This window comes from Microbulbifer magnicolonia, assembly GCF_035117725.1.
GTDB classification, from domain to species: Bacteria; Pseudomonadota; Gammaproteobacteria; order Pseudomonadales; family Cellvibrionaceae; genus Microbulbifer; species Microbulbifer magnicolonia.
The window spans coordinates 1,573,808-1,599,032 of record NZ_JAYEFD010000001.1; the positions used below are offsets into that span (position 1 = coordinate 1,573,808).

Annotated in this window: 18 protein-coding genes; 8 read left to right on the forward strand and 10 right to left on the reverse strand. The window is 64.9% G+C overall.

From position 1 onward, the window contains the following. Positions 1 to 10 precede the first annotated feature (10 nt). The 6 genes from RRF64_RS06955 to RRF64_RS06980 all read right to left on the reverse strand — a co-directional run bounded on the left by RRF64_RS06955 (position 11) and on the right by RRF64_RS06980 (position 9,008). On the reverse strand, positions 11 to 4,186 hold the full coding sequence (locus tag RRF64_RS06955; RefSeq protein WP_323845108.1) for a YhdP family protein: 4,176 nt from the start codon (positions 4,184 to 4,186) through the stop codon (positions 11 to 13). Positions 4,187 to 4,261: 75 nt separating this feature from the next. Further along, positions 4,262 to 5,752, reverse strand: a complete 1,491-nt coding sequence (rng, locus tag RRF64_RS06960) for a ribonuclease G (RefSeq protein WP_323845109.1) — start codon at positions 5,750 to 5,752, stop codon at positions 4,262 to 4,264. Beyond that, on the reverse strand, positions 5,749 to 6,426 hold the full coding sequence (locus tag RRF64_RS06965) for a Maf family protein (RefSeq protein WP_323845110.1): 678 nt from the start codon (positions 6,424 to 6,426) through the stop codon (positions 5,749 to 5,751). Before RRF64_RS06965 ends, rng begins: the two co-directional genes overlap by 4 nt. Positions 6,427 to 6,540: 114 nt before the next feature. Continuing rightward, the gene (gene mreD / locus RRF64_RS06970; RefSeq protein ID WP_323845111.1) at positions 6,541 to 7,026 is read right to left on the reverse strand and encodes a rod shape-determining protein MreD; all 486 of its coding nucleotides are present in this window, start codon (positions 7,024 to 7,026) and stop codon (positions 6,541 to 6,543) included. Continuing rightward, complete coding sequence (gene mreC, locus RRF64_RS06975; RefSeq protein ID WP_323845112.1) at positions 7,007 to 7,873, reverse strand: rod shape-determining protein MreC; 867 nt, start codon at positions 7,871 to 7,873, stop codon at positions 7,007 to 7,009. Before mreC ends, mreD begins: the two co-directional genes overlap by 20 nt. A 100-nt stretch (positions 7,874 to 7,973) precedes the next feature. Next, entirely contained in the window at positions 7,974 to 9,008 is a 1,035-nt protein-coding gene (locus RRF64_RS06980; protein ID WP_323845113.1) for a rod shape-determining protein, read from the reverse strand. 547 nt (positions 9,009 to 9,555) lie between these two features. Here RRF64_RS06980 and gatC point away from each other — a divergent pair. From gatC to cysZ, 7 genes are all read left to right on the forward strand, one after another. Then, a complete protein-coding gene (gatC, locus tag RRF64_RS06985) occupies positions 9,556 to 9,843 on the forward strand; it encodes an Asp-tRNA(Asn)/Glu-tRNA(Gln) amidotransferase subunit GatC (RefSeq protein WP_323845114.1) in 288 nt (95 codons plus the stop codon). 32 nt (positions 9,844 to 9,875) lie between these two features. Further along, positions 9,876 to 11,336 carry an Asp-tRNA(Asn)/Glu-tRNA(Gln) amidotransferase subunit GatA gene (gatA, locus tag RRF64_RS06990; protein WP_323845115.1) on the forward strand — a complete coding sequence of 487 codons (1,461 nt, stop codon included), beginning with the start codon at positions 9,876 to 9,878 and terminating at the stop codon, positions 11,334 to 11,336. Positions 11,337 to 11,350: 14 nt separating this feature from the next. Next, on the forward strand, positions 11,351 to 12,814 hold the full coding sequence (gene gatB / locus RRF64_RS06995) for an Asp-tRNA(Asn)/Glu-tRNA(Gln) amidotransferase subunit GatB (protein WP_323845116.1): 1,464 nt from the start codon (positions 11,351 to 11,353) through the stop codon (positions 12,812 to 12,814). 428 nt (positions 12,815 to 13,242) lie between these two features. Continuing rightward, positions 13,243 to 14,385: a serine hydrolase domain-containing protein gene (locus RRF64_RS07000; protein ID WP_323845118.1), complete on the forward strand. Its 1,143-nt coding sequence runs from the start codon at positions 13,243 to 13,245 to the stop codon at positions 14,383 to 14,385. A 213-nt stretch (positions 14,386 to 14,598) separates the two neighbouring features. Next, positions 14,599 to 16,287 carry an AMP-binding protein gene (locus tag RRF64_RS07005; RefSeq protein ID WP_323845119.1) on the forward strand — a complete coding sequence of 563 codons (1,689 nt, stop codon included), beginning with the start codon at positions 14,599 to 14,601 and terminating at the stop codon, positions 16,285 to 16,287. Between the two features lie 245 nt (positions 16,288 to 16,532). Then, positions 16,533 to 16,832 carry a PA4642 family protein gene (locus tag RRF64_RS07010; RefSeq protein ID WP_323845120.1) on the forward strand — a complete coding sequence of 100 codons (300 nt, stop codon included), beginning with the start codon at positions 16,533 to 16,535 and terminating at the stop codon, positions 16,830 to 16,832. A gap of 29 nt (positions 16,833 to 16,861) precedes the next feature. Beyond that, on the forward strand, positions 16,862 to 17,695 hold the full coding sequence (gene cysZ / locus RRF64_RS07015) for a sulfate transporter CysZ (protein WP_323845121.1): 834 nt from the start codon (positions 16,862 to 16,864) through the stop codon (positions 17,693 to 17,695). 71 nt (positions 17,696 to 17,766) lie between these two features. On the opposite strand, the gene RRF64_RS07020 is transcribed toward cysZ, so the two are convergent. The 4 genes from RRF64_RS07020 to RRF64_RS07035 form a co-directional block, all read right to left on the reverse strand. After that, a complete protein-coding gene (locus RRF64_RS07020; RefSeq protein ID WP_323845122.1) occupies positions 17,767 to 18,918 on the reverse strand; it encodes a hypothetical protein in 1,152 nt (383 codons plus the stop codon). 204 nt (positions 18,919 to 19,122) lie between these two features. Continuing rightward, complete coding sequence (locus tag RRF64_RS07025) at positions 19,123 to 21,132, reverse strand: acyltransferase family protein (RefSeq protein WP_323845123.1); 2,010 nt, start codon at positions 21,130 to 21,132, stop codon at positions 19,123 to 19,125. Positions 21,133 to 21,374: 242 nt separating this feature from the next. Then, complete coding sequence (gene rhlB / locus RRF64_RS07030) at positions 21,375 to 22,664, reverse strand: ATP-dependent RNA helicase RhlB (protein ID WP_323845603.1); 1,290 nt, start codon at positions 22,662 to 22,664, stop codon at positions 21,375 to 21,377. Positions 22,665 to 23,040: 376 nt separating this feature from the next. Further along, positions 23,041 to 23,670: an HvfX family Cu-binding RiPP maturation protein gene (locus RRF64_RS07035; protein ID WP_323845124.1), complete on the reverse strand. Its 630-nt coding sequence runs from the start codon at positions 23,668 to 23,670 to the stop codon at positions 23,041 to 23,043. A 99-nt stretch (positions 23,671 to 23,769) separates the two neighbouring features. Here RRF64_RS07035 and RRF64_RS07040 point away from each other — a divergent pair, with 99 nt between their 5' ends. After that, on the forward strand, positions 23,770 to 25,131 hold the full coding sequence (locus RRF64_RS07040; RefSeq protein WP_323845125.1) for an MATE family efflux transporter: 1,362 nt from the start codon (positions 23,770 to 23,772) through the stop codon (positions 25,129 to 25,131). Positions 25,132 to 25,225 lie beyond the last annotated feature (94 nt).

Genomic DNA, 25,225 nt, shown 5'->3' on the forward strand with positions numbered 1-25,225 from the left:
GGCCCCTGGTTCAGCTCGCCGGCGCCAGGGTCGAGGGAACGGATCCCCCCTGTGGCGCTGCCCGCTCAGTTTCGGGCGGTCGCCGCTCCCCCTGTCCCGCGGCCGCTCCCTGGCGCTCGGCGCCATCGCCGTCAAACAGCCGGTCAAAGCGCACGTCCGGTTCGTCCCAGTCGCCGCTGATCCGGTAACTGACGCTGGCCATCTTGTTCACCTGTTTCTTGAACGCCTTGCTGATCAGGTAGACCCCGGCGGCCGCCGGCAGGCCGCCGGCCAGCGCCGCCACCAGTGCCAGGTTGTTGCCCACCGGCAGCGTCGCCACCAGGGACAGATTCAGGTCCTCCCGCTTCAGGTTGACCCTGCCCGCCATCTGCAGCTCACTGGTCGGCCCTTCCACCTGAATGGGCACCGCGATCAGCAGCTGCCCGTCACCCTCGAACACCACTTCGCCGCGCACCTGGTCGAAGGCCATGCCACTCTGGTAGAGGTCGGAGAAATCCAGCCGCAGGCGCCGGGCCCAGGTATCGAAATTGAACAGGGACAGCAGCCGCAACAGCGCCGAGCCGGCGTTGTCGGTGGCGCGCAGGAAGCGACCTTCGCGGATATCGATCTTTAACTCCCCGGACAGCAGGTTGCCCGCCACCTGCACCGGCGAGCCGTCCCAGCGCAGCGCGGTATCGAAGCTCGCGTACCTGCTCTCGATCAGCGGCTCCTGCCCCCAGGCCCGCTGCACATCCGCCAGGTCATCGGCAACCAGGCGGCCGATAAACTGCGACGATTCGCGCCCCTCGGCGTCGCGCAGCCACATCAGCTGAGCGCCGAGCTTTTTCTCGCCCGTGCCGCGCCCTTCCAGCCGCACGCCGCGCGCGGCGCCGCGGATATCGCTCAGCACCAGGCGATCGGCGGAGGGGCGCAGGCGGAAGGACCAGCGGCCCAGGTCCTCGTCGCCGATGCGCAGGCTGTCGGTACTGAAGTTCACCTTCGGCAGCTCGGCGAAATCGAAGCCGGCCCAGGAATCGGCTCCCTGCGGTGTCGCTTCGACGATCGCCGCGGGATCGGGCTCGGCCGGCGCCGGCAGTCGCAGGTGAGTCAGATCCAGCTGCAGCGGCGCCGAACCGTGCACGGTTCCGTTCAGTTTGCCCGCCGCGGTAGCGCTGTCGAACTGCAGCTGCCAGTCGGCACCCCGGCCGCGACCGCGCACGTGAATATGCTCGATTTCCGTCGCGCCCAGCATTAGCCGGTCGGTGCTCAGGTCCAGCGCGATCGGCAGCGCGGCCCCGGCCGTGTCCGCGCCGCTTTCGGCGCCCGCCGCTTCGTAGACTCGCAGCAGCCTGCGCCAGTGCGGCAGGTCCACCCGCGACAGGTCACCGCTGATCGCCAGGCCGCGCTCCGGCGGCAGCTTGGCCTCGGCGTTCAGTGCAATCACCCCGCGCTCCAGCGCCCCCTGCACCAGCCAGAACTGGCCCTGCAGGTGTTCGCCATAATTCATATGAAAGAGACTGCCCTGGTCGCCGATGGGGACCCGCAGCACAAAATGCGTCTGGTCTTCGGCCAGCTTGCCCAGCGGCGCCGGCAGTTTCACCGCAACGCCGGCCAGATCGGAGGTCAGCTCGAAAATCGCCCCGTAGGGCGCCTGTTTCGCCTTGGCGGGAATGGTGACCAGGGCCCGATAGTCGAACATGCCGTCCAGCCATTGCAGTTCCGGTCTGCCACTCCAGCTGGCCACCGACTCGGTTGCCGCACTGCCATTCAAGACCACCTGGGTGTCCCGCTGTTCCCCCTCGCCAAAATGGCGAATCTCCGCCTGCAGCGGGCGACCCCACAGTTTGCCCTCCAGCCGGGTCCCGGCGAGGCCGCGGGCGCTGTCGTATTCGACGCGCCCGCGCAGCGCATCCATCTCCAGGCGCAGGTTCTGCAGCGCCAGCGCGCCGCCCTGCAGGTCCAACTGCACGCTCTGCTGTGCGGGCAGCTCCGCGCCCCCGAGCGGTTGCGACAGTGTCAGGCTGCCGCTCATGCGCCCGCTCAGCTGCCACTCATCGAAGGCGCTGCCCAGCTGCTGGCGCAGCGGTGACTGCTGCAGGAGTCTGAGACCGTCCGCCGCCGGACCGGCCAGCTGTGCGCGCACACCGAGCAGGGATCCCTGCCCCATCGGGCTCGGCGTTACGCCCACCTCGATATTGTGCACTTCGATATTCCACAGCCGGGCCCGGCTGGCATTGACCAGCACGTTGCCGTCATCGATCAGCAGGCGCCCATCGACGCTGCGCGCGGCCGGCCAGCCGGCGACGTAATCGAGATCCGCACCGGCGATATCGGCCGCCAGCTGCACCGTCTGCCGCTCCGGGTGCTGTCCCAGCGCCAGCAGTTTCGCGTCGTCACCCTCCCGGTAACTGGAACCGCGGTAGACGAATCCCGCGCTGGCAACGCGCCCGGGGTTCTGCCCGCCCAGGCTCTCGCCCAGCCAGCGGCGCAGGTCGTCGCTGACCGTGACCGGTACCAGCCGCTCCTGGGCAGATACCGGCGCATCGCGCAGGCCCAGCGCCAGGGTAAATTCAGCCGCGCGGCTCTGCGCGATGTACGGCAGCTGCAGCAGGAACTGGCCCCTGACCTTGCCGAGGTCGCCGTGCAGTTGCAGTGGGCCCGACAGCACCTGCACCGCGTTACTCTCCCGGTCGACGCTCCAGGCCACGGTGCCGCTGGCGTGCTCGAACTGGAAGGCTTCGGTATAGAGATCCGGGAACTGGGCGCTGAAGCCTCCAGCCAGTTCCACGCGACCGCTGGCACCCTGCAGCTGCAGGAAGCCGTTCAGCCCGCCCACCGCCGGCGCGCCCCGGTGTGCCGCGGCGCTGAAGTCGCGCAGGTTGGCACTCAGCCCTATCCGGCCGTCGGCGCCGCGGGCCAGCTGGATATTGCGCAACTGGCCGCTGGGCTTGAGCGCGCGCAGCCATTCGTCCGCGGACCCCTGCAGCAGCGCCAGCTGCTCGAGGATGCGGCTCCAGCCGGCCAGATCGATCACATCCGCCGCCAGCTGCAGGCCGTGTTCGGCGCTGCCGCTCGCCTGCAGGTTCAGCGGCGGCATCTGCAGATCGCGCCAGCCCAGCTGAGTATCCTGCAGCGCCAGACGCCACCGCTGCCCTGGCTGCCAGCGCCCGGAAATATCGCCGGTGACGAACTGGAGCGGCGCCAGTGCGGACGCCTGCACCTCGCCGCCGGCGTCGGCACCGTCGACCTGCGCCGGGCCGCCAAGTCGGGCTTCCGCGAGGCCACCCTCGTCGACCTGCTCAAGGCTGAGGCGGCCGAGCAGCCGGTAGTCTTCTTCCGCGTCGCTCGTCAGCCACAGTTTGCCGCGCGCCAGCTTGCGCCCGCGCCAGTGATATTGCTCGGGCAATGGCGTCAGCTGGTACAACAGAGTGACGATGTCCTCGTCCAGCAGCAGCTCGTTCAGCTGCACATAGCCCTTGAGGGAGAAGTGGGATTTGTCGCGCGGGTTGCCGCGCCCCTCGAGAACCAGGCGCAGGGTTTCCCGCTCTGCCCCTGCCACCTGGGGCTCACCGTCGCGGGAACCATGCGTTGAAACCTGGGCGCGGGCGCTGAGCCGGTGGAAGTAACCGCTGTTTTCCAGTTGTATCTGCGGCAGACTCAATTGCGCCGACTGGCCGTCGGCCAGTCGCAGGGTAATACTGGCATTGCGCACCTGCACCTTGGGCCCCAGCTGGAAGACGCGCGCCGGGTCGCCGAGCCGCACGGCATGGGCACTGCCGTCAGCGGCCGGCGGCGCCGCGGTTTTCGGAAAGCCGTCGATATGCCAGTGACCGCCGGCATCGCGACTGAGGCCTGCGACAAAATCGTGCACCTGCAGGTTCTTCCACACCAGTTCGCGGTTCCACAGGGTCGCGAGCAGGTCGAGGTGAAACAGGCCGTAACCCATCTGCACCTCGCCGTTTTCCCCGAGGCGCAGCCCGTCCAGCTGCAGCGCCACTTCGAGCGCCTGCCAGCGCAGCGACAACCGCTCCAACTGCACCGGCACGCCGAGGCTTTCGGACAGCCAGGCACTGATTTGCGGGCGATACTGTTCCACCTGCGGCGACAGTATGCGGCCGGTCTGCACGATGATCGCCAGCGCAATGATCAAACTGATCGTCAGCAGCCAGAATTTGCGCGCCAGCCAGCGCAGCAGACCGATCACCATCCACCCCCTGTGGCGCGCGGCGGTGCGCTCCGCGCCCGGTGGGCGCGGAATGCTCGCAGAGCGCAAGGGTGCGGATCAAACGAGAACAATGTCGTACTGCTCCTGGTTGTAGATGGGCTCCACCTGGAACTGGATCGGGCGGCCGATAAATTCTTCCAGGTCGGCGACATTCGCCGACTCCTCGTCCAACAGCAGATCGATGACCACCTGGCTGGCCAGCACCATAATCTTCTCGCTGTCGTAGGCGCGCGCCTCGCGAATGATTTCGCGGAATATTTCGTAACACACTGTCTCGGCACTCTTCAAGGTACCGCGCCCGCCGCATACCGGACAGGGCTCACAGAGTATCTGGCCGAGGGATTCGCGGGTGCGCTTGCGGGTCATCTCCACCAGACCCAGTTCGGACACGCCGGTAATACTGGACTTGGCGTGATCCCGCTCCAGCGTCTTCTCCAGCGTGCGCAGCACCTGGCGCTGGTGCTCGGGATCCTTCATATCGATAAAGTCGATGATGATGATGCCGCCCAGATTGCGCAGGCGCAGCTGGCGCGCGATGGCGGTGGCCGCTTCCAGGTTGGTCTTGAAGATGGTCTCTTCCAGGTTGCGATGGCCGACGAAGGCGCCCGTATTCACATCGATGGTGCTCATCGCCTCGGTCTGTTCGATGATCAGGTAGCCACCGGACTTGAGTGTGACCTTGTTCTGCAGCGCCTTGCGGATCTCCTCCTCGACGCCGTAGAGATCGAACAGCGGCCGCTCGCCGGGGTAGTGTTCCAGGCGCCCGGCGATCTCGGGCGCGTACTTGCCGGCAAACTCCGCCGCGCGACCGTGGGCCTCGCGGGAGTCGATACGGATCTTCTCCGTATAGGGGCGCGCCAGGTCGCGCAGGGCGCGCATGAACAGCGGCAGATCCTCGTAGATCACCGCCGGCACCGCGCGATCCTTGATGCGCAGCTCCAGCTCGCGCCAGAGCTTGTAGAGGAAGGGGATATCGCGCAGCAGCTCCTCCTCGCTGACCCCCTCGGCCACGGTGCGCAGGATAAAGCCGCCGTCGCCGGAAAGGCCCTCTTCCGCCAGCTTGGTGGAAGCCAGCTCCACCAGTGCGCGCAGCCGCTCGCGCTCGCCCTCGTCCTCGATGCGGTTGGAGATACCGATATGACGGGTCTGGGGCATATAGACCAGGTAGCGCGCCGACACCGACAGGTGGGTCGTCAGGCGCGCGCCCTTGCTGCTGATCGGGTCCTTGACCACCTGCACCACCAGCGACTGGCCCTCGCGCACCAGCGCGCGGATATCCGCGACCTCGGTCGACTCGCGGGACTCCATGCCGTCCTCGTCCAGTGGCGCTATATCCGAGGCGTGGATGAACCCGGCCCGCTCGAGGCCGATATCGACAAATGCGGCCTGCATGCCCGGCAGCACGCGCACCACCTTGCCCTTGTAGATATTGCCGACGATACCGCGGCGCGCGCTGCGCTCCAGGTAGACTTCCTGCAGCACGCCGTTTTCCACCAGCGCGACACGGGTCTCGGTGGGCGCGACATTGATCAGCAGCTCCTCGCTCACGCGTCTTTCTCCCGACCTGGGGCAGTCTCCTCCCGGCCCCAGGCAGCCTTCTCCCGGCTCGAGGCTGTCTCGTCACACCAGTAGGGAATAGCGGCGTGCTCCAGCATGGGCACCAGCGCCTCCAGCGGCAGGCCCACCACATTGCTGTAGCTGCCGCTGATGGACTCCACCAGCGCCGCCCCCAGCCCCTGAATGCCGTAGCCACCGGCCTTGTCCGCCGGTTCGCCGGTGCGCCAGTAGGCCTCTATCTGCGACCTGGTCAGGTGGCGAAAGCCCACCCGGGTCTCCACCAGGCGGCTGAACTGGCGCTCGTGCGAGCGCAGGCACAGCGCGGTCAGCACCGAGTGCTCGCTACCCGACAGCGCCAGCATCATGTGTTCAAATTCGGCGAAATCCCGCGGTTTTTCCAATACCCGGTCGCCGGCCAGCACCAGGGTATCGGCCCCCAGGGCCCACAGGTTTGACTCTGACTCACCGGACATGCGCAATCCCGCTTCCGCCTTGTCGTGGGCCAGGCGCTGGATATAGTCCTGCGGACTCTCGACGGCCTGGCGCTGCTCCGGTACTGCGGGCGTGATCTGGGTGAAGGGCACAGCAATCTGCGCCAGCAGCTGCGCGCGGCGCGGGGAGCCGGAGGCGAGAAGGAGTCGGCTTGCGGCAGAGAAGTTTGACACAGTACTGCTTATTGTTAGTGGATCAGCGGCCGATTATAGCCGCACCGGTCGAAAAATGATCGACCTTTTACAGTGTTTAACAGTCGCCGGGCCTATTTAAGCGCAGATGCAGGATCAGCGCACATGCAGGCGCCCGGCCACAACGCTCAGCCAGGGCACCACCCAGGGCCACAACAGCGCGGTGGTGATCGCTGGCCACAGGAAGGTCAGCCCCGGCACCGGCTTGCCGGCCAGGCTGTGAATCCAGTTGCCCACCACCTGGTTGATGCCCACCAGCACGAATATCCACATCAGCTGTTGGGTCGAATTGAAGGCGCGGGTGCGCCGGTAGGTCAGCAGGCTGAAGTACGCCAGCACCGCCAGCGCCAGGGCGTGGGTGCCGAAGGTCGCGCCGGTCACCAGGTCCTCCAGGATGCCCACCAGCCAGGCGAAGCCGACGCCCAGGTTCTGCGGCATGCGCGTGATCCAGAAGATCACCAGCAGCGCCGTAAACGCCGGGCGAAACCACAGCCACTGCTGCGGCAGCGGCATGACCGCCAGCAGCAGTGCCACCAGTATGGTCGCGGCGATAAACCAGCGGTTATTCGGTTCCAAGGACATGGTCCCCGCCGTCGGTACTGTTCCGTTCGGCGATCACCGCCAGCACGAAGCGGCTGCGATTCATGCGCCCGCGGGGCTGTACCTCGGCCTCGGCGAAGGGACGGCCCGGGTCGCGCCGCACCGAAATCACCTCGCCGACCGGGTAGCCGGTCGGGAAGCGCCCGCCGAGACCGGAGCTGAGCAACAGGTCGCCCTCGCGGATATCGCTGGTATTGGCCAGGTGGCGCAGCTTGAGTCGGTAGAGGTCGCCGGTGCCTTCGGCCACGGCGCGCACGCTGTTGCGCAGCACCTGTACCGGGATGGCGTGACTGGCGTCGGTGATCAGCAGCACGCGGCTGGAGCTGGCGCCGGCCTCGATCACCTGACCCAGCAGACCGCTGGCATCCATGATCGGCGTGCCGAGGTCGACGCCGTCGTCGCGCCCCTTGTCGATCAGCAACACATGTTCGAGAGGATCGGGGGAAACGCCGATGATCTGCGCCACCAGCACCCGCTCGTCCACGGTATCGGCGGAGTTCATCAGCTCCTTGAGCTGAGTGTTTTCCGCCTTCACCGCTGCGAGCAACTGGCTGCGCTGCTCCAGCAGCAGCACCTGACGCTGGAGGCGACTGTTCTCCTCCAGCAGCTCCTCGCGGGTCCGCCACTGCTCACCGGCCCAGTCGCCGACGCGCTCGGGCGCGCCGGTTATCCAGTAGAAGGGCGCCACAAAGCCCGCCAGCCGCTCGCGCAACGGCTGCAGCCAGTCGGTGTAGAGATTGATCGCGATCAGTGCCGCCGCCACCAGGCCCAGCACGAGGATGCGGGACTCAGGCGAGGGGCCGCGGGTAAATAGCGGTTTAATGGGCAAACCCCCGTCGACCAGTCTGAGTGTGTTTGTGTCGTCGCATCATACCTTGTAGGAGCGGCGGGGCGGCCATCCGCCCCGCCGCTCCTAGAGGGAATTGTATTTAGTTGGACACCAGATACAGACGGCTCTTGTCCATCATATCCAGCGCCTTGCCGCCGCCGCGCGCCACACAGGTGAGCGGATCGTCGGCGACGATGACCGGCAGGCCTGATTCCTCCATCAGCAGGCGGTCCAGGTCGCGCAGCAGTGCGCCGCCGCCGGTCAGCACCATGCCCCGCTCGGCGATGTCGGAGGCCAGTTCCGGCGGGGACTGTTCCAGCGCGCTCTTCACCGCCTGCACTATGCCGGTCAGTGGATCCTGCAGCGCCTCGAGAATCTCGTCGGAGTTGAGGGTGAAGCTGCGCGGCACGCCCTCCGCCAGGTTGCGGCCGCGCACGTCGATCTCGCGCACTTCGCTGCCCGCATAGGCACAGCCGATCTCTTCCTTGATGCGCTCGGCGGTGGCATCGCCGATCACGCTGCCGTAGTTGCGGCGCACATAGTTGACGATGGCCTCGTCGAAACGGTCACCGCCGATGCGCACGGAATCGGAGTAAACGACGCCGTTCAGCGAGATGATCGCGATCTCGGTGGTGCCGCCGCCGATGTCCACCACCATGGAGCCGCTGGCCTCCTCGACCTTGAGGCCGGCACCGATGGCCGCCGCCATGGGTTCCTCGATCAGCCACACTTCGCGGGCGCCCGCCCCCATCGCGGATTCCCGAATCGCGCGGCGCTCCACCTCGGTGGACTGGCAGGGCACGCACACCAGCACCCGCGGGCTCGGGCGCATCCAGCTGTTCTCGTGCACCTTGCGGATAAAGTGCTGCAGCATCTTTTCGGTCACCTGGAAGTCGGCGATCACGCCGTCCTTCATCGGGCGTATGGCGGTGATGTTCCCCGGGGTGCGGCCGAGCATGCGCTTGGCCTCGACACCGACTGCCTCGACGATCTTCTGGCCGTTGTAGTGACGGATGGCGACGACGGAGGGTTCATCGAGGACTACGCCGCGATCGCGGACATAGATGAGCGTGTTGGCTGTTCCCAGGTCGATGGAGAGATCACTGGAGAACATGCCCCGCAAACGTTTAAACATGGAATTCGATTACCTTGTACTAATTATCAGCGCCCAGGGTGGGCACCGCAGGCGCGGTTCAAACCCGGATTCAAAGCTTCTCTAGGCTTCGTCCTGGGAAAGGGCCGTAGCGAGAGCGCCGTGAGTGCGTCAGCTGTGCATTGCGAGAAGTGGGCGTTTAGCTCGCTAAATAACCACTTCTTGCAATGTGCAGATGGCGTGCTCACGGCGCTCGCAGTAGGCCTGCCCCCGGACGGAGACTAGCTTAGTCCGCGCAAAAAATTCTGAGTTCCGGACCGCATTTCCGGCCCGATCTTCTGCCAAATTGCCGGGAACACGCAGACCCCGGCCAGAATCGGCAAACTCTAACAACGGCGGGGGTTCAGAGCAAGGCTGAAAAACAGTCAAATGCGGACCGCCGGCCACATTACCGGTCGCACCGCCGGCACCGGGCTGACCGGCCGGTGAGAATAGCGGCCCTTTGTGCTAAATTTGCGACCCCTCTGCCTCGCCCGGTCTGTTTCGAGGCAGCCTCCGAAATGCCACTGAAGCTGGAGCCCCGTACGCCATGGCCGTGGATACACAAACCGTAGAAAAGCTGGCAGAGCTGGCTCGCATTGCCATCTCCGCAGAGACCATCAATGAAGTCAGCGGTCGCCTGGGCGACGTCCTGCAGCTGGTAGATCAGCTACAGGCAGTTCACACCGAGGGTGTAGCCCCCATGGCCCACCCCCTGGACGAGGTGCAGGTGCTGCGCGCGGATGAGGTCACCGAACCCGACCGCCGCGAGGAGTTCCTCAAACTGGCCCCACAATCGGAGCAGGGCCTCTACCTGGTCCCGAAAGTAATCGACTAAGCGCGCGGACTGGAAGCGTCCAAGGGAAGAATATGCATCAGTTAACCATCGCCGAAGTTATTCGGGGGCTGCGGGACAGGCAGTTCTCCAGCGTCGAGATCACCCGCCACCTGCTGGACCGCATTCAGCAGCTCGATGGCAATTACAACAGCTTTATCACCGTCACTGACCAGCTGGCGATGGCCCAGGCCGCGGCGGCGGACGCGCGCCTGGCGCAGGGCGGGGCCCCGGCCCTGTGCGGCGTGCCCATTGCGCACAAGGACATCTTCTGCACCAGCGGCGTGCGCACCAGCTGCGGCTCCAGAATGCTGGACAACTTTGTTCCGCCCTACGACGCCACCGTGGTAGAGAAATTCAACGCTGCCTCCGCCGTGACCCTGGGCAAGACCAATATGGACGAGTTCGCGATGGGCTCCTCCAACGAGACCAGCTACTACGGCCCGGTGAAAAACCCCTGGAACACCGACTGCGTGCCCGGCGGCTCCTCCGGCGGATCCGCCGCCGCCGTGGCGGCGCTGCTGGTCCCCGGCGCCACCGCCACCGACACCGGCGGCTCCATCCGCCAGCCGGCGGCACTGACCAACACCACCGGCCTGAAGCCCACCTACGGGCGCGTGTCCCGCTGGGGCATGATCGCCTTCGCCTCCAGCCTCGACCAGGCCGGCCCCATCGCCCGCAGTGCGGAAGATGTGGCCTATTTGCTGACGGTGATGGCCGGCCACGACGAAAAGGACTCCACCAGCCTGAACCGGCCGGTGCAGGACTACACACTGAACCTGAACGACCCCATCGCCGGGCTGAGAATCGGCGTGCCGAAAGAGTACTTCGGCGAGGGCCTGAACGCGGACACGGCGGCGCGGATAGAGGATGCGCTGAAGGAGTTCGAAAGGCTCGGCGCCGAGCTGGTGGAGGTCAGCCTGCCGCACACCGAACTGGCGGTGCCCGCCTACTACGTCATAGCGCCGGCGGAGGCCTCGGCCAACCTGTCGCGCTTCGATGGCGTACGCTACGGCTACCGCTGCGAGGACCCGCAGGACCTGCGCGACCTCTATATGCGCTCCCGCGGTGAAGGCTTCGGCGACGAGGTGCAGCGCCGCATTTTAGTCGGAACCTACGCCCTGTCCGCCGGCTATTACGATGCCTACTACAACAAGGCGCAGCAGGTGCGCCGCCTGATCAAACAGGATTTCGTCCAGGCGTTCGAGAAAGTCGACGTGATCATGGGCCCGACTTCGCCGTCGCCGGCCTTTGCACTGGGAGCCAAGAAGGCCGACCCGGTCGCCATGTACCTCGAGGACATCTACACCATCGCCACCAACCTGGCGGGCCTGCCCGGTATGTCCCTGCCCTGCGGCCTGGTGAACAGTATGCCCGTAGGCCTGCAGATTATCGGCAACTACCTGGACGAGGCGCGCATGCTCAACGTTGCCCACCAGTTCCAGCAGGTCACCGACTGGCATAGACAGCACGCAAACCTGGCCAGCGCCGTATAACAAGGAGATTCATCGTGGGTTGGGAAATCGTTATCGGGCTGGAAGTCCATGTCCAGCTCTCCACCAAGTCGAAACTTTTCTCCGGCGCCAGTACCCGCTTCGGCGCCGAGCCGAATACCCAGGCCTGCGCCATCGACCTGGCCATGCCGGGCACACTGCCGGTACCCAACGAGGAGGCCTTCCGCTACGCGGTGATGTTCGGCCTGGCCATGAATGCGGAGATCGGCCGGCGCTCGGTGTTCGAGCGCAAGAACTACTTCTACCCGGACCTGCCCAAGGGCTACCAGACCACCCAGCTGGCCGAGCCGATCGTCGGTGCCGGCGAGGTTGAAATTCACCTGGAAGACGGCAGCAGCAAGATGGTGCGCCTGCACCACGCACACCTGGAGGAGGACGCCGGCAAGTCCCTGCATGAAGCTGTTTTTGAAAGTGGCCACGGCATGTCCGGCATCGACCTGAACCGCGCCGGCACGCCGCTGATCGAGATAGTGTCCGAGCCGGATATGCGCAGCGCCGCCGAGGCGGTCGCCTACCTGAAGAAGATTCACAGCATCGTGACCTACCTGGGCATCTCCGACGGCGACATGTCTCAGGGCTCGATGCGCTGCGATGCCAACGTCTCGGTGCGTTTAAAGGGAGAGGAAAAACTCGGCACCCGCACCGAGCTGAAAAACATCAACTCCTTCCGCTTCGTCGAGCGCGCCATCAAGGTCGAGGCCGAGCGCCAGATCGATATCCTCGAGGACGGCGGCTCCATTGTGCAGGAGACGCGCCTGTACGACGCGGACAAGAACGAAACCCGCTCCATGCGCAGCAAGGAAGTGGCCAACGACTACCGCTACTTCCCCTGCCCGGACCTGCTGCCGGTAATCCTGTCCGATGACTATGTGGAGAAACTCCGCGGCGAACTGCCCGAACTGCCGGATGCCAAGGCCGCGCGCTTCCAGGGCGACTACAAGCTGTCCGCCTACGACGCCGACCAGCTGACCCAGGAGCGCGCCATCGCCGACTACTTCGAGACGGTCGCTAAAGAGTCCGGAGAACCCAAGCTGGCCGCCAACTGGATCACCGGCGAACTGGCCGCGCTGCTGAACCGCGAGGAGCTGTCCATCGCGCGCTCGCCGGTCTCCGCCGAGCAGCTGGCCGGTCTGATTCTGCGCATCAAAGACAACACCATCTCCGGCAAGATCGCCAAGCAGGTGTTCGAGGCCATCGCCGAGGGCGAGGGCGACGCGGATACGGTGATCGAGCAGCGCGGCCTCAAACAGGTATCCGATACCGGCGCCATCGAACAGCTGGTGGACCAGGTCATCGCCGCCAGCGCCGCCCAGGTGGAGAACTACCGCAATGCGGACGAGGCCAAGAGACCGAAGATGATGGGCTATTTTGTCGGCCAGATCATGAAGGCCTCCAAGGGCCAGGCCAATCCGCAGATGATCAACGAGATCCTCAAGGAAAAGCTCGACGCCCTCCTCTGACACCGGCTATTGCCACAGCGGACGCGCCACCCGGCGCGCCCGCTGTTAGCGGCGCCGCTCCCCTCACCGGCAGCCGCTCCCTCCAAACTGCACTCCTCCAAACCGCATTCCGCCGAACCGCGCCCTTCACACCGCGCGCCGTTCGCGGCGACACTCCCCAAATGGTCCCTGGACAAACGGAACAAGAGTCATGAAAGTGGGGTCCATCAGTGAAGAACAGAGGGTGGGGCACCGACGATAACCGGCGCCCTTCTGAGCCATACTGGCGAAAAGAGATCCCGCACCCTGCCCGCCATGACCATCGGTGACAGGATCAATGCAGTGGCGCGAACTTTGCCGGCGGTGCCGGGTGCGACAACGCGCCGGTGAAAACGCAATCAATGGCCGGCTACAACAAACCCGGAACAAGCAGTAAAAGAGTTATAACAATGGTAAAACGAGCTTTCCTGTGTGCCGCACTCTGGTTGTGCGGCGCACAATCCGTGGCGGCCTCTCTCGATTCTCTGAGTGACCAGTTTGATCGGGAATTCCGGCAGAAGCTCGAGGAGGCGGGCATTCCCGGCGGCGCCTATGCCATTGTCGACGGCGACCAGATAGTGTCAGCGCGCGGCTACGGACTACGCGCCAAGAATTCTCAGGAAGAAATCGACCCGCACACGGTATTCCGCATTGCTTCCGCATCCAAGACTTTCGCCGCAGAAGTAACCGGCCTCGTGGTGCGCGATGGGAAGTTGCGCTGGGAAGATCCGGTCAACCGCTTTCTGCCCGGCTTCCGCTTCAGAACGCAGCGCGCGTCGCAGGCACTGCAGGTGCAGCACCTGATCGGGCAGAGTTCGGGCCTGGTGCCCAATGCCTACGACAACCTGCTGGAAGACGACCTGCCTCTGCAAAAGATTCTGCCGCGCTTTCGCGAGTTGGAGCCGCACTGTACGCCGGGCGAGTGCTACGGATACCAGAATATCGTGTTCAGTCTGGTGGAACCTATCCTCGAGCAGGTCACGGGAATGCCCTACGCCGGCCTGGTGACACAGCGAATATTCGAGCCGCTGGATATGCATCAATCGTCAGTGGGCATGGCGGCATTTCTCGCCGCCGACAATCGCGCGCTGCCGCACATCAGGAAAAATGGTGATTGGGTGACCGGGGAAGTCAATCCGAGCTATTACCGGGTTTCGCCCGCCGCGGGCGTGAATGCCAGCGTTACGGACCTGGGAAAGTGGCTGATCGCACAGATGGGATACCGGCAGGATGTGATTCCGCAGCCCGTCATCGACGAAGTGACACGGGCACGGGTGCGTACCCTGAAGGAATTGCGACGCAAAGCCTGGAAAGATCACCTGCAGGATGCCCACTACGGGTTGGGCTGGCGCATCTACCGAGTTCAGGATGAAGACCTGATTTACCACGGCGGTTGGGTGCAGGGCTATGTGGCCGACATGGCCTATTCCAGGGAACGCGACATTGGCCTCGTGGTATTGCTGAACGCGGAAAGCAGCGTGATCAGTGAAATCACCGCGAACTTTTGGATCCGGCTACTAAATTCCGGCCGGGAAACCCCTGCGGCCGTATAGGCATTCGCTCTGAGGCAGCGGCGCGAAAAGCGGAGTAGCGAAAAGCAGAGTAGCGAAAAGCCGTAGCACGTGAAGACCGGCCGCATCGCATCCACCGTTTCAGTCCTGCCCGGCGCCCCGAGCCCACTAGACAAACGCAACAAAAGTCAGGAAAGTAAGGCCGATAATCGATAACACTCAACGCTGTACGATAACTACAACGAGGTACGGGCGATGCAAGACACCCTTCCCAGCTATACTCGCGGCAGCGCCGCCGAGCCCCTGATCGACATGACCATCGGCGACAAGTTGGACCAGATCGCCGCGGCATTCCCCGATAACGATGCGCTGATTGCCCGCCACCAGGGCATCCGCTGGAGCTATAAGGAGTTCCGGCAGCAGGTCGACACCTGCGCCCGCGCGCTGCTCGCCATCGGCATCGACAAGGGGGACAGGGTCGGCATCTGGTCGCCCAACTGCGCCGAGTGGACCACGCTGCAATTCGCCACCGCCAAGATCGGCGCCATCCTGGTCAATATCAACCCGTCCTACCGCCTGCACGAACTCGAATACGCGCTCAATCACTCGCAAACCCGCATGCTGGTGATCGCCGAGCGTTTCAAGAGCTCGGATTACACCCGGATGCTCTACGAGCTGGCGCCGGAGCTGAAGTCATCGGCCAGAGAAAAGCCCGCCGCCGCCAAGCTCCCGCACCTGCACATCGTCGCGAATCTCGCCGAGCAAAGTTACGACGGTATGTGGCGCTGGCACGACCTGCTCGAAGAGGCCGACAAGGTCAGCGCGGCCCAGCTGGCAGCGGTACAGCGTTCTCTGCACTATCGCGACCCGATCAATATCCAGTACACCTCCGGCACCACCGGTTTCCCCAAGGGCGCCACCCTCTCCCACCACAACATCCTCAACAACGGTTTCTTCGTCGCCGAGAGCATCAAGCTGACCGAGCGCGACCGCCTGGTGATACCGGTGCCGCTGTATCACTGTTTCGGCATGGTGATGGGCAACCTGGGCTGCGTGACCCACGGCGCCACCATAATCTACCCCGGCGAGGGCTTTGATCCGGCCGCGGTACTGGAAACGGTGGCGGCGGAGCGCGCCACCGCGCTCTACGGCGTACCCACCATGTTTATCGCCGAACTGGAGCACCCGGACTTCACCCGCTACGACCTCAGCTCACTGCGCACCGGCATCATGGCCGGCTCCATCTGCCCGGCCGAAGTCATGAAGGCGGTCAACGGCAGGATGCATATGGAGGAAGTGCAGATCGCCTACGGCATGACCGAGACCAGCCCGGTTTCAACCCAGACCGCCGCCGATGACCCGTTCGACAAGCGCGTCACCACCGTCGGCCGCACCCAGCCGCACCTGGAATCGAAGATCGTCGATCCCGCTAGCGGCGCGACTGTGCCGCGCGGCGCAATCGGCGAGCTGTGCACCCGCGGCTACAGCGTCATGCTCGGTTACTGGAACAACGAGGCGGCCACCCGCGCCGCCATCGACGGCGACGGCTGGATGCACACCGGCGACCTGGCCACCATGGACGAGGACGGCTATATCCAGATCGTCGGCCGCATCAAGGACATGGTGATCCGCGGCGGGGAGAACATCTATCCGAAGGAGGTGGAGGAGTTCCTCTACACCCACCCGGCCATTGCCGATGTACAGGTCACCGGCGTGCCGGACAAGAGATACGGTGAGGAGCTGGTTGCCTGGGTTCAGCTGCGCGCCGATGCCGGCGCTGTTTCTGAGGAGGAATTGCGGGACTTCTGCCGGGGCAGGATCACCCACTTCAAGGTGCCGCGCTACTTCAAGTTCACCGACAGCTTCCCGATGACGGTGACCGGCAAGATCCAGAAATTCAAAATGCGCGAGATCTCCATCGCCGAACTCGGCCTCGGGGACTGACCGCGAGGATCTGCCGGCCCGGCGCGGTCTGCCCCCCCGCGCCGACGTCAGCGCCAGCACCTGCGCCTCTCCATCCGGTGAAGTCCCCTTCCCGACACGCAGGGCGCGCGCTCCGATCGCCAAAATGGCGGGGAGGACATAGCGATCCGCGCTGCGTACAATGGCGGGCCGGCCGCCCGACGGACTTCCGGCGTATCGGCGCGAAGTGGTGGCCATACAGATCAGTGGCGATTAAGGAAGAGATTGTGAGCCTGAAAAAAGACAAGCAGAAAGTCCTCGGCGAAATGTTCGATGACGAGCGCATCGCCGGCTTTCTGATCGGCGATGCGCCGGAGGGAATGAACCGCGACTTCTACCTGCTGGAACGCGCCTACCGCAGCATGAAGGCGGAGAACTTCGAGACTTTCGTGCGCCTGTTTCAGGCGCAGAGCCTGGACCTGAACAGCCCCGCACCGGACGGCAGGACCCTGTTGGCGCGAATCGAGGAACACCGCCAGGGTGCGGAATACGCGGCCATTCTAAGGACTGCCGGCGGTCGCGCCTGAGCGCCGCTGTGCGATAGAGGGGACAGACGATGACCTCCAATCCGGCTCACGGCTTCGACGCGCTGATGCGCGGCGCGCGCCTGCTGACGCGGCGCGAGCTGCGCCCGTTCATTATCGTGCCGCTGCTGATCAACCTGGTGCTGTTTATCGCCATCACCGCGCTGATGATCTCGCAGCTGGGCGGCCTCGCCGACTATCTCGGCAGCCTGCTGTCGCACACGCCGGTGAATACGGACAACATGTCCTGGTGGGAGGCCATCATGGCCAAGGGCGCCGCCTGGGCCGCCGACGCCTTCCGCTGGCTGGCCTGGGTGATCGCCCTGGCCGTGCTGCTGCTGTTCTTCTTTGTCTACGGTTATCTGTTCGGCATCATCACCAATATCATCGCCGCCCCGTTTAACGGGTTTCTGGCGGAAAAGGTCGAGGAAATCCTCACCGGCCGGGCGCCGCCGCAGGAACCCCTGGGCAGGATGGTCTGGCGCACCCTCGGCCGCGAACTGCGCAAACTGCGCTACTTTATCGGCTGGGGTCTGGTGATCCTGCTGATCGCCCTTCTGACCAGTTGGACGGTGTTTGTGCCCGCGCTGCTGGGCGCGCTCTGGGGCGCCTGGTGTATGGCCATCCAGTACGTGGACTACCCGCTCGACAACCACCAGCGGCCGTTCGATGAACTGAAGAGCGTACTGCTGCGGCGCAAGATGACCTCCCTGAGCTTCGGCGGGGCGGTGATGCTGGCGAAGATGGTGCCGGTGCTGAATATCTTTGTGATGCCGGCGGCGGTGGCCGGCGGTACCGCGCTGTGGATCGAGCGGTTGCGGCAGGATGGCGATCCGGGGACGGAAAAACTGCCGACCGAACAATAGAGAACGCGGGCCCGGCCCGCGTTTTTGCTGCCGATAACCTCGGGGGCAGATCGCTGGTGTCCCGAAGGGCACTAGCGGCCGGAACGCTTCCCCAACTTGATTCGCCGATACCAGGGGCGCCGCTGCGGGGTTGTGTCGGCCGTCATGGCAAGGCATTGTCTGAGTGCGGCCAGCTCCCGCGACAGGTTTTCGCCTGCCCCCGCGCCTGCTGCAGACAGGACCTCGAGTCTGTCGACCAGCAACGCATCTCTCAGCCCGCGCGGGTTTTCCAGTCCCGCGGCAAACAGATCCGGAGTCCAGCGGGCCAGGTCCGCGATAGAGAGCCGGTCGTTGCCTTCGTCGGGATAGTCACTGAAGTCATCGCTGAATGCCAGTCCGGAATCCTGGCGCAGATAGTGATCGTTCAGGTGGCGATTGGAGATTTCGAACTCGCGGAAAAACGCCAGTGCAGAGGCCCGGCTGGGCGTCAGGGAAGTGGTGTCCGCCGCCATCAGCGGCCTCAGTTTTTCAATTTCCCGCCGCGCGACACCCAGCTCGATCAGCTTGTGCGTCAACAAAAAATGCTTGCGGCAGATGCCCTCGTTGACGCGACACGGCGGTACCTCCACCCCCGCGCCCAACAGCCCGGCAAAGTCCGTGACTATATCGCCGCCGCAGAGACTGCCGCCTTCAAACTCGCGCACACGGAGAGCCTGCCGGCCAAAACTCCGCTCCCACAATTGCAATTTGGCAAAGTAGTCGTAGTAGGCTCTGACATCTTCGCTGAGATCGGGGAAGGCACCTTCCCCGTGCCCCATCAGTTTGCTGGAGGAACTCCAGTCGCGTTCACATGCCCTGGCCGCCTGCTGCTTGAAGGACATCGCCTGTCGGTCCTGGCGACGCAGATAGGCGATGACGATCGTATCGTCAAAATACTTGCCGCAAAGACCCCTTAGCTGTTCGATATCTGCCGCCGAGTGCAGGAAGGATAAGTGCTCGGCGGAAACAATAACGCGCTCTCCGCGGCTGGCGGCCAGCAACCGCTCGAATCGCCGGCTGATCCTGAACACGAGCCGGCCGCTTTCCCTGCACACTTTGATCCCGCCGGACGAATTGCCCTTTTTACCCAGGGAGACAAACTCGAACCCCTTTTCCAGCAAGTAGTCTCTATGCCTGTTCAGGGCCAGCTGCAGGGAGCTGGAACCCGTCTTGTGGAATCCTATGTGCAGGTACAGGGTACGCATGCTGTCAATATTACTGTGGATGCCGGGCAGCGCAGCAAATGCAGGCGGCTTTCGCAGCAATCTGTGACGAACTGCTGCAGTTCAGTGCGATCGGCGTTGCCGCCACCAACCAATCCGCAGGTGCCGCGGCACTATAAAAAAGCGGGCTTGGCCCGCTTCTTCTTAGTTCAGCTACACCATCCGGCGCCTGCGCGCGGCCTGTCACTAGCCAGCCGGAACGAGATCCAGCAGATCCGGCACCAGTCGCTCCGCGCCGAAAGTACTCAGGTGATCGTCATCGCGGTACAGGGGCTCCCCGTTAGCCTGAATCCGACAGCGAGGGCGACAGAGCTCGGGCACCAGGCTCGCGCGCTGTACCTGGAATTCCTCCACCAGGGTGTCAAAGATCGCGTCGGCTCGGCGGTTGCGCGCCTCCACTTCCTCCCGCATGGGCGCCGCCTGCAGCTGGGCGCCGGCGAATTCGGCGCTGACGATGGCCAGCGGAACCGAGAAGGGGATCTCCGGGATGCCCTCCACGATCACCACTCTCCGCCCGCCAGCCCGGATTCGGGCCACGGTTTCTGTGAGGCCGCGCGCGACCAGCGCGAAATTGCGGGCCGCCGTATCCCCGTCCGCGGGGAGTTCCGGGGCACCCTGCATCGCCGCCGGCCCCATGATGGCGGGCGGACCGCTCTCGCCCGGGGAGCGGGTTCCCTCCACCACCAGTGCCCAACGGGCCACCAGAATGACGGTTCGCAAATCCTCCCGCCGCTCCAGCATCTCCATCACCTGCGCGTTGAAGGTATCGCAACCGTGGGACGCCCCCATTTCCGTGCGGATCACCCCGAGCAGGGGCGCACATGCAGACTTGGCCGCCACGGCGCCGCTGTGCCCCCGCTCCTGGAGCCAGCGCTCGAAACCCGGCAGAAAAGCCCCGGCGTGGGAGTCGCCCCAAAGCAGATAATCCACCGAAGTATCGTTTTCTGACGCCACACCGAACTCGCAGAGTCCCTCTTGGGGCAAACGGCCCATGCAGCGGCGCTCCTCGGGCGTGCGCTCTATGGCATGTTGATAAGTGGCAAACACGGGTTCCGGCAACCGGGCGGGCACGCCCTTGTTGACGTTGATCACCACCGAGACGGACACGATAAGCGCGGCCGCCGCGCCGAAGAGGCGCACCAGCCCCCGGCGCGAAAATCCCTGCGCGGACGCTCGGCGAAACGGCGCCTCCACGAACCGCCAGCTGAGCCAGGCCAGCGCGGCGGAAAGCGCCAGCGCCTGCAGCGCCAGTCCGAGCGGCAGTTCGGCGGATCCGTGCAAAAGCCGGAACAACACCAGCACTGGCCAGTGCCAGAGGTACAGGGAGTAGGACATCAGCCCCACCGCGACTAAGGGGCGCCAGCACAGCAGCCGGCCGGCCGCAGTCTGCCGCTGATTGCCCGCCCAGATCAGCGCGGCGGCACCGGCACAGGGCAGGAGTGCGGCGATGCCGGGAAAAGGCGTGGCCGAATCGTACAGGAAGACGCTGGCGAGGATCATTGCGATACCTGCAGCCGCCGCCAGCTCCAGCAGCCAGGCTCGGCGCACCCGCGGGAAAGCCCCAAGCGCGATCAGCGCACCCAGCCCCAGTTCCCAGACCCGGGTCGGCGCCAGGAAGTAGTTGGCAAACGGCTGCGCTTTGGTGGCCCAGACCGAAAGACCGAGAGAGAGCGCCGACAGCCCGGCCACGGCGAGCAAGGTCGGGCGGCGCCCGCGCGCGGCCAGCAGGCACAGCAGCAGCGGAAAACCGAGGTAGAACTGCTCCTCGACGGAGAGGGACCAGGTATGCAGCAGCGGCTGCCATTCCGCATCGGTGCCGAAATAGTCCTCGGTGCTCTGCCAGAACCAGATATTCGATACGAACAGCACCGCAGCCAGCACCGACTGGGCAAGCTCCTTCAGCGGTTCCGGTGGCAACACGAACCAGCCCACGGCAACAGAGGCGATCAGGACCGCAAAGAGCGCCGGCAGAATACGGCGGGCGCGGCGCTCGTAAAAGTTCGCCAGAGAGAAGCGGCCCTCGCCGATCTCCCGCGCCAGAATGCCGGTGATCAGATAGCCGGAGATCACGAAAAACACATCGACGCCGACAAATCCACCGGCGAAGCCCGGCAGTCCGGCGTGCGCAAAGAGAACCGGCAGAATCGCGAAAGCGCGCAACCCGTCGATATCGCGACGGTATCCAATACTACTCACAAGCAATGACCAGGGACTGACTGTTCAAAGAATACTTCGCTTAAAGCCTGTCCATGGCGCCTTGTGTTATGTCTCGCTGCCGGCTGTCTCGCTGCCGGTTATGGCCAGCGTCCATTTTACAAATGCCTTTGGGCAAGCACTGAGAGCGCATATAACCGCGTGCGGTTTCTCAGCGTCACAAGATCCGGTTTCAGAAAAAATCTGAAGGCAATAAAAACGCGGACCTTGTCCGCGTCTTTAACTCAGTGCCGCCGGGGCCGGCGGTTTCCGCCACCGCTGCGACGTCCGCCCCTGTCTTCGTGGCTGCGCTGCACTTTCACTTTCGGCGGTTCCGCCAGCAACTCTTCCGGCGGCACCTCGCACCTGAGCTTGCCGCCGAGCAGCTGCTCGATCGGCTCCAGGCGCATGGCGTCATCCTCGCAGGCGAAGCTGATGGAGGTACCGGTCTTGCCGGCGCGGCCGGTGCGGCCGATGCGGTGCACGTAATCCTCCGGCTCTTCCGGCAGGGTGTAATTGACCACGTGGCTGATGCCTTCAATATGGATACCGCGGCCGGCCACGTCGGTGGCCACCAGCACCTTGGTCACGCCGCTCTTGAAATCCTCCAGGGTGCGCACGCGCTTGTTCTGCGCGATTTCGCCGGACAGCAGGCCGGCCTTGAAGCCGTGCGCCTCCAGGTGTTCGTGCAGGCGGCGGCACTGGTCGCGGCGGTTGGCGAACACGATCAGGCTGTCCACGTCGTCCCGCTGCAGTATGTTGTAGAGCAGCGTGTATTTTTCCTCACTGGCCACCAGGTAGACGTGCTGCTCGACGCTGTCGGTGGCCACCCGCTCCGGCTCTATCTCCACCATCACCGGTTCGTCGGTCCACTGCTCCACCAGCGAGTCCACTTCCGGGGTGAAGGTGGCGGAGAAGAACATGGTCTGGCGGTGCGTCTTGCGCGGCGTCTGGCGCACGATGCGGCGCACCTGCGGGATAAAGCCCATATCCAGCATGCGGTCGGCCTCGTCGATCACCAGCACTTCCACCTGGTCCAGGTAGCAGTCGCGGTTGCTGGCGAAGTCCAGCAGGCGGCCGGGGGTGGCGACGAGGATGTCCACCAGGCGCTCGTGCAGGTTGCGCTGCTGCTTCTGGTAGTCCATGCCGCCCACCAGGGTGTGGATCTCCAGATCGGTGTATTTGCACAGGGCCTTGGCGTCGTCGGCGATCTGCATCACCAGCTCGCGCGTCGGCGCGATGATCAGCGTGCGCGCCTCGCCGGCGTAGCGCTCGCCCTCGAACGGGTTCTTGAGCAGGTCGTCGATAATGGTGATCAGGAAGGCGGCGGTCTTGCCGGTACCCGTCTGGGCCTTGCCCACCAGGTCGTGGCCGTTCAGGGTGTGCGGCAGGGAGCGGCCCTGGATCGGCGAGCAGTACTGGAAGCCCAGGTCGTGGATCGCGCGCATCAGCGGCAGCGGCAGGCCCAGGTCGTGGAAGCGCACCTTGCCCTCCTGCTCTGGCGCCTGGAAGTCATCCAGCGACCAGCTGGTCATCTCGGCAGCTGCAGGCTTCCGTCCCTTGTCGCCGCTCGGCTTCTGCTCGGTGCTCTCGGGGCCCTTCTTGCCTTCGCGCTTGCGGCCTTTTTCCGGCCGCTGGCGCTCTTCGCCGCGCTGGGGGCCTTTCTCCTCACGCTGAGGGCTTTTAGCCTCGCGCTGAGGGCTTTTATCCTCGCGCTGAGGGCTCTTCTCCCCGGACTTAAGGCTCTTCTCGTCTTTGGACGCGGAACGGCGGAACAACTTTCCTATCAAGTGCAATACTCGCTTCAATGTGTACAAACTCGCCGCAGCGAATCTGAATGCCGCGGGCGCCCGCAGGGCGAACGCCGTGGACGGCGGGGGGTTAAATAATCGGCGAGTATACCATCTATAGCTACCAGGAATCTCGCCCGCCACTGCGGCGGCAGACCCAGTAGTCCAGACTGAAGAAGCGGCCCGCGCCGCTGCACAGCAGCGCCAGCAGCATAATGAAGTAGGTGGCGGCGAACTCGATGCCGTTCTTCAGCACGGTAAAGCTGCCGGCCTCGGTCAGCCAGTCGTAGTTGCCGTACTCCTTGAGCAGCTCCACCGCCTTGTCCTTGCGCGCCGCGCCTTCGGCGATCAGGTCCCGGCGCCACTCCCAGGGCATCACCAGCGTCTGGTCCGGCAGCGCCGACCAGCCGTACTGCCAGTGGGCGGTCACCGCGGCCACGGCCATTGTGAACATCAGCGGCAGCGCCGCCAGGCGCACCCCGAGGCCGAGCAGCAGCGCTATGCCGCCGAGCAGCTCGGTCAGCGCCGCCAGCCAGGCCAGCAGCAGCGGCGCCGGCAGGCCGAGGCCCCAGTCCGGATTGCCGAACCAGGCGGCCACGTCGCCGATATGCTGGACCTTGTTCCAGCCGGAGAGGATAAAGATGGGGGCCAAGTAGATGCGCAGCGCCAGCGGCCCCAGCCAGTCCAGGGCGCGCACGCAGCGCAGAAAAACCCCGTAAAGCCGATTGAACCAGCCCTTTGCGCCATCCATAATTCTGCCCTCTCAACGTCCCGCCTCAATTTTGGGCACGGACCACTGCGCTTGTTTTCACTTTAGTCGACGCGCCGCCTGCAGCTGTTACACACCTATATGCTTAAGCTCTACCCGCGGGCCACCGCCACCGAACTCTCGCACCTGACCACGCTCGGCGGACCGCTGGTGGTGAGCAATCTGGCGGTGGTGAGCATGGGTGTGGCCGACACCCTGGTCGCGGGCCGCGCCGGCGAGGTGGACCTGGCCGGACTGGCGCTGGGCGCGAGTATCTGGGCGGTCTGCGCGGTAACCCTGATCGGCCTGCTGGCCGCCGTATCGCCACTGGTGGCGCACCTGCGCGGCGCTCGGGATGAACAGGGCTGCGCGGCACAGCTGCAGCAGTCGCTGTGGATTGCGCTGGTCGGCGGCCTGATCGTGGTGGGCGCACTGCTGGCGGTGCCTGTTTGGAGCCAGTGGATAGATACCGAAGAGCCGGTGCGCCGGGTGATGCAGCAGTATCTGCTGGCGCTCGCCACCGGCACCCTGCCCTTTGCGCTGGGCACGGCGCTGCGCGGCTACTGCGAGGGCATGGGCCAGGTGCGCCCGGTGATGCGCATTTATCTCGCCGCGGCGGTGCTGAACATTCCGCTGGATATCCTCTTTGTGTTCGGCGCCGGCCCCATACCCGCCATGGGCGGCGCCGGCTGCGGCTGGGCCACCGCCCTGGTGAGCTGGTCCATCGCCGCGGCCCTCTTCTGGCACGCCGGCAGCGACCCGGCCTACCGTTCGCTGCGGCTGCGGCTGCTGCCGCCCCGACCGCACTGGCCGACACTGCGGCACCTGCTCGGCGTGGGCCTGCCGATCTGCATCGGCGCCGCCAGCGAGGTGACCTTTTTCGCCAGCCTGACGGTACTGCTGGCCTCCTACGGCGCCACCATAGTGGCGGCACACCAGATAGGCCTGAATATCGGCTCCATTTTCTACCTGGTGGCGCTGGCACTGGCGCAGGCGCTGAGCATCCGCACCGCGCAGCTGCTGGGGCAGGGGCGGCCGAAGCGGGCCCGCTTTGCCAGCAAGGTGGGTATCGGCAGCGGCCTGATCTATGCGCTGGCCACCGGCGTACTGCTCATTACCCTGCGCCAGCCGTTCGTGCTGGCCTACACCAGCAATGCCGATATCGTCGCCGTGGCCAGCAATCTGCTGCTGCTGTGCGCAGCCTTCCAGCTGGTGGACGTAGCCCAGGCGATGGCCTGGGGCGCACTGCGGGGTTACAAGGACACCCGCGTGCCCATGTATGTACAGCTGTTTTCCTACTGGCTGGTGGGGCTGACTTCCGCCTACTGGCTGGGAGAGCGCTTCTGGGGCGTCTACGGTTACTGGGCCGGCATCTGCATCGGTCTCGGCACCGCGGCCATACTGCTGGGACTGCGGCTGTGGCGCACCAGTCGCAAGGCGATCAGGAGTACATACGGCGTCTGACGGTCAGATTTCTTCGGCGCCGCAGGGAACGCTTCCGCTATAATCGCGCTCCAACTCCCTACACCCGACGGGCGCCCATTGCCGCCTGCTACAT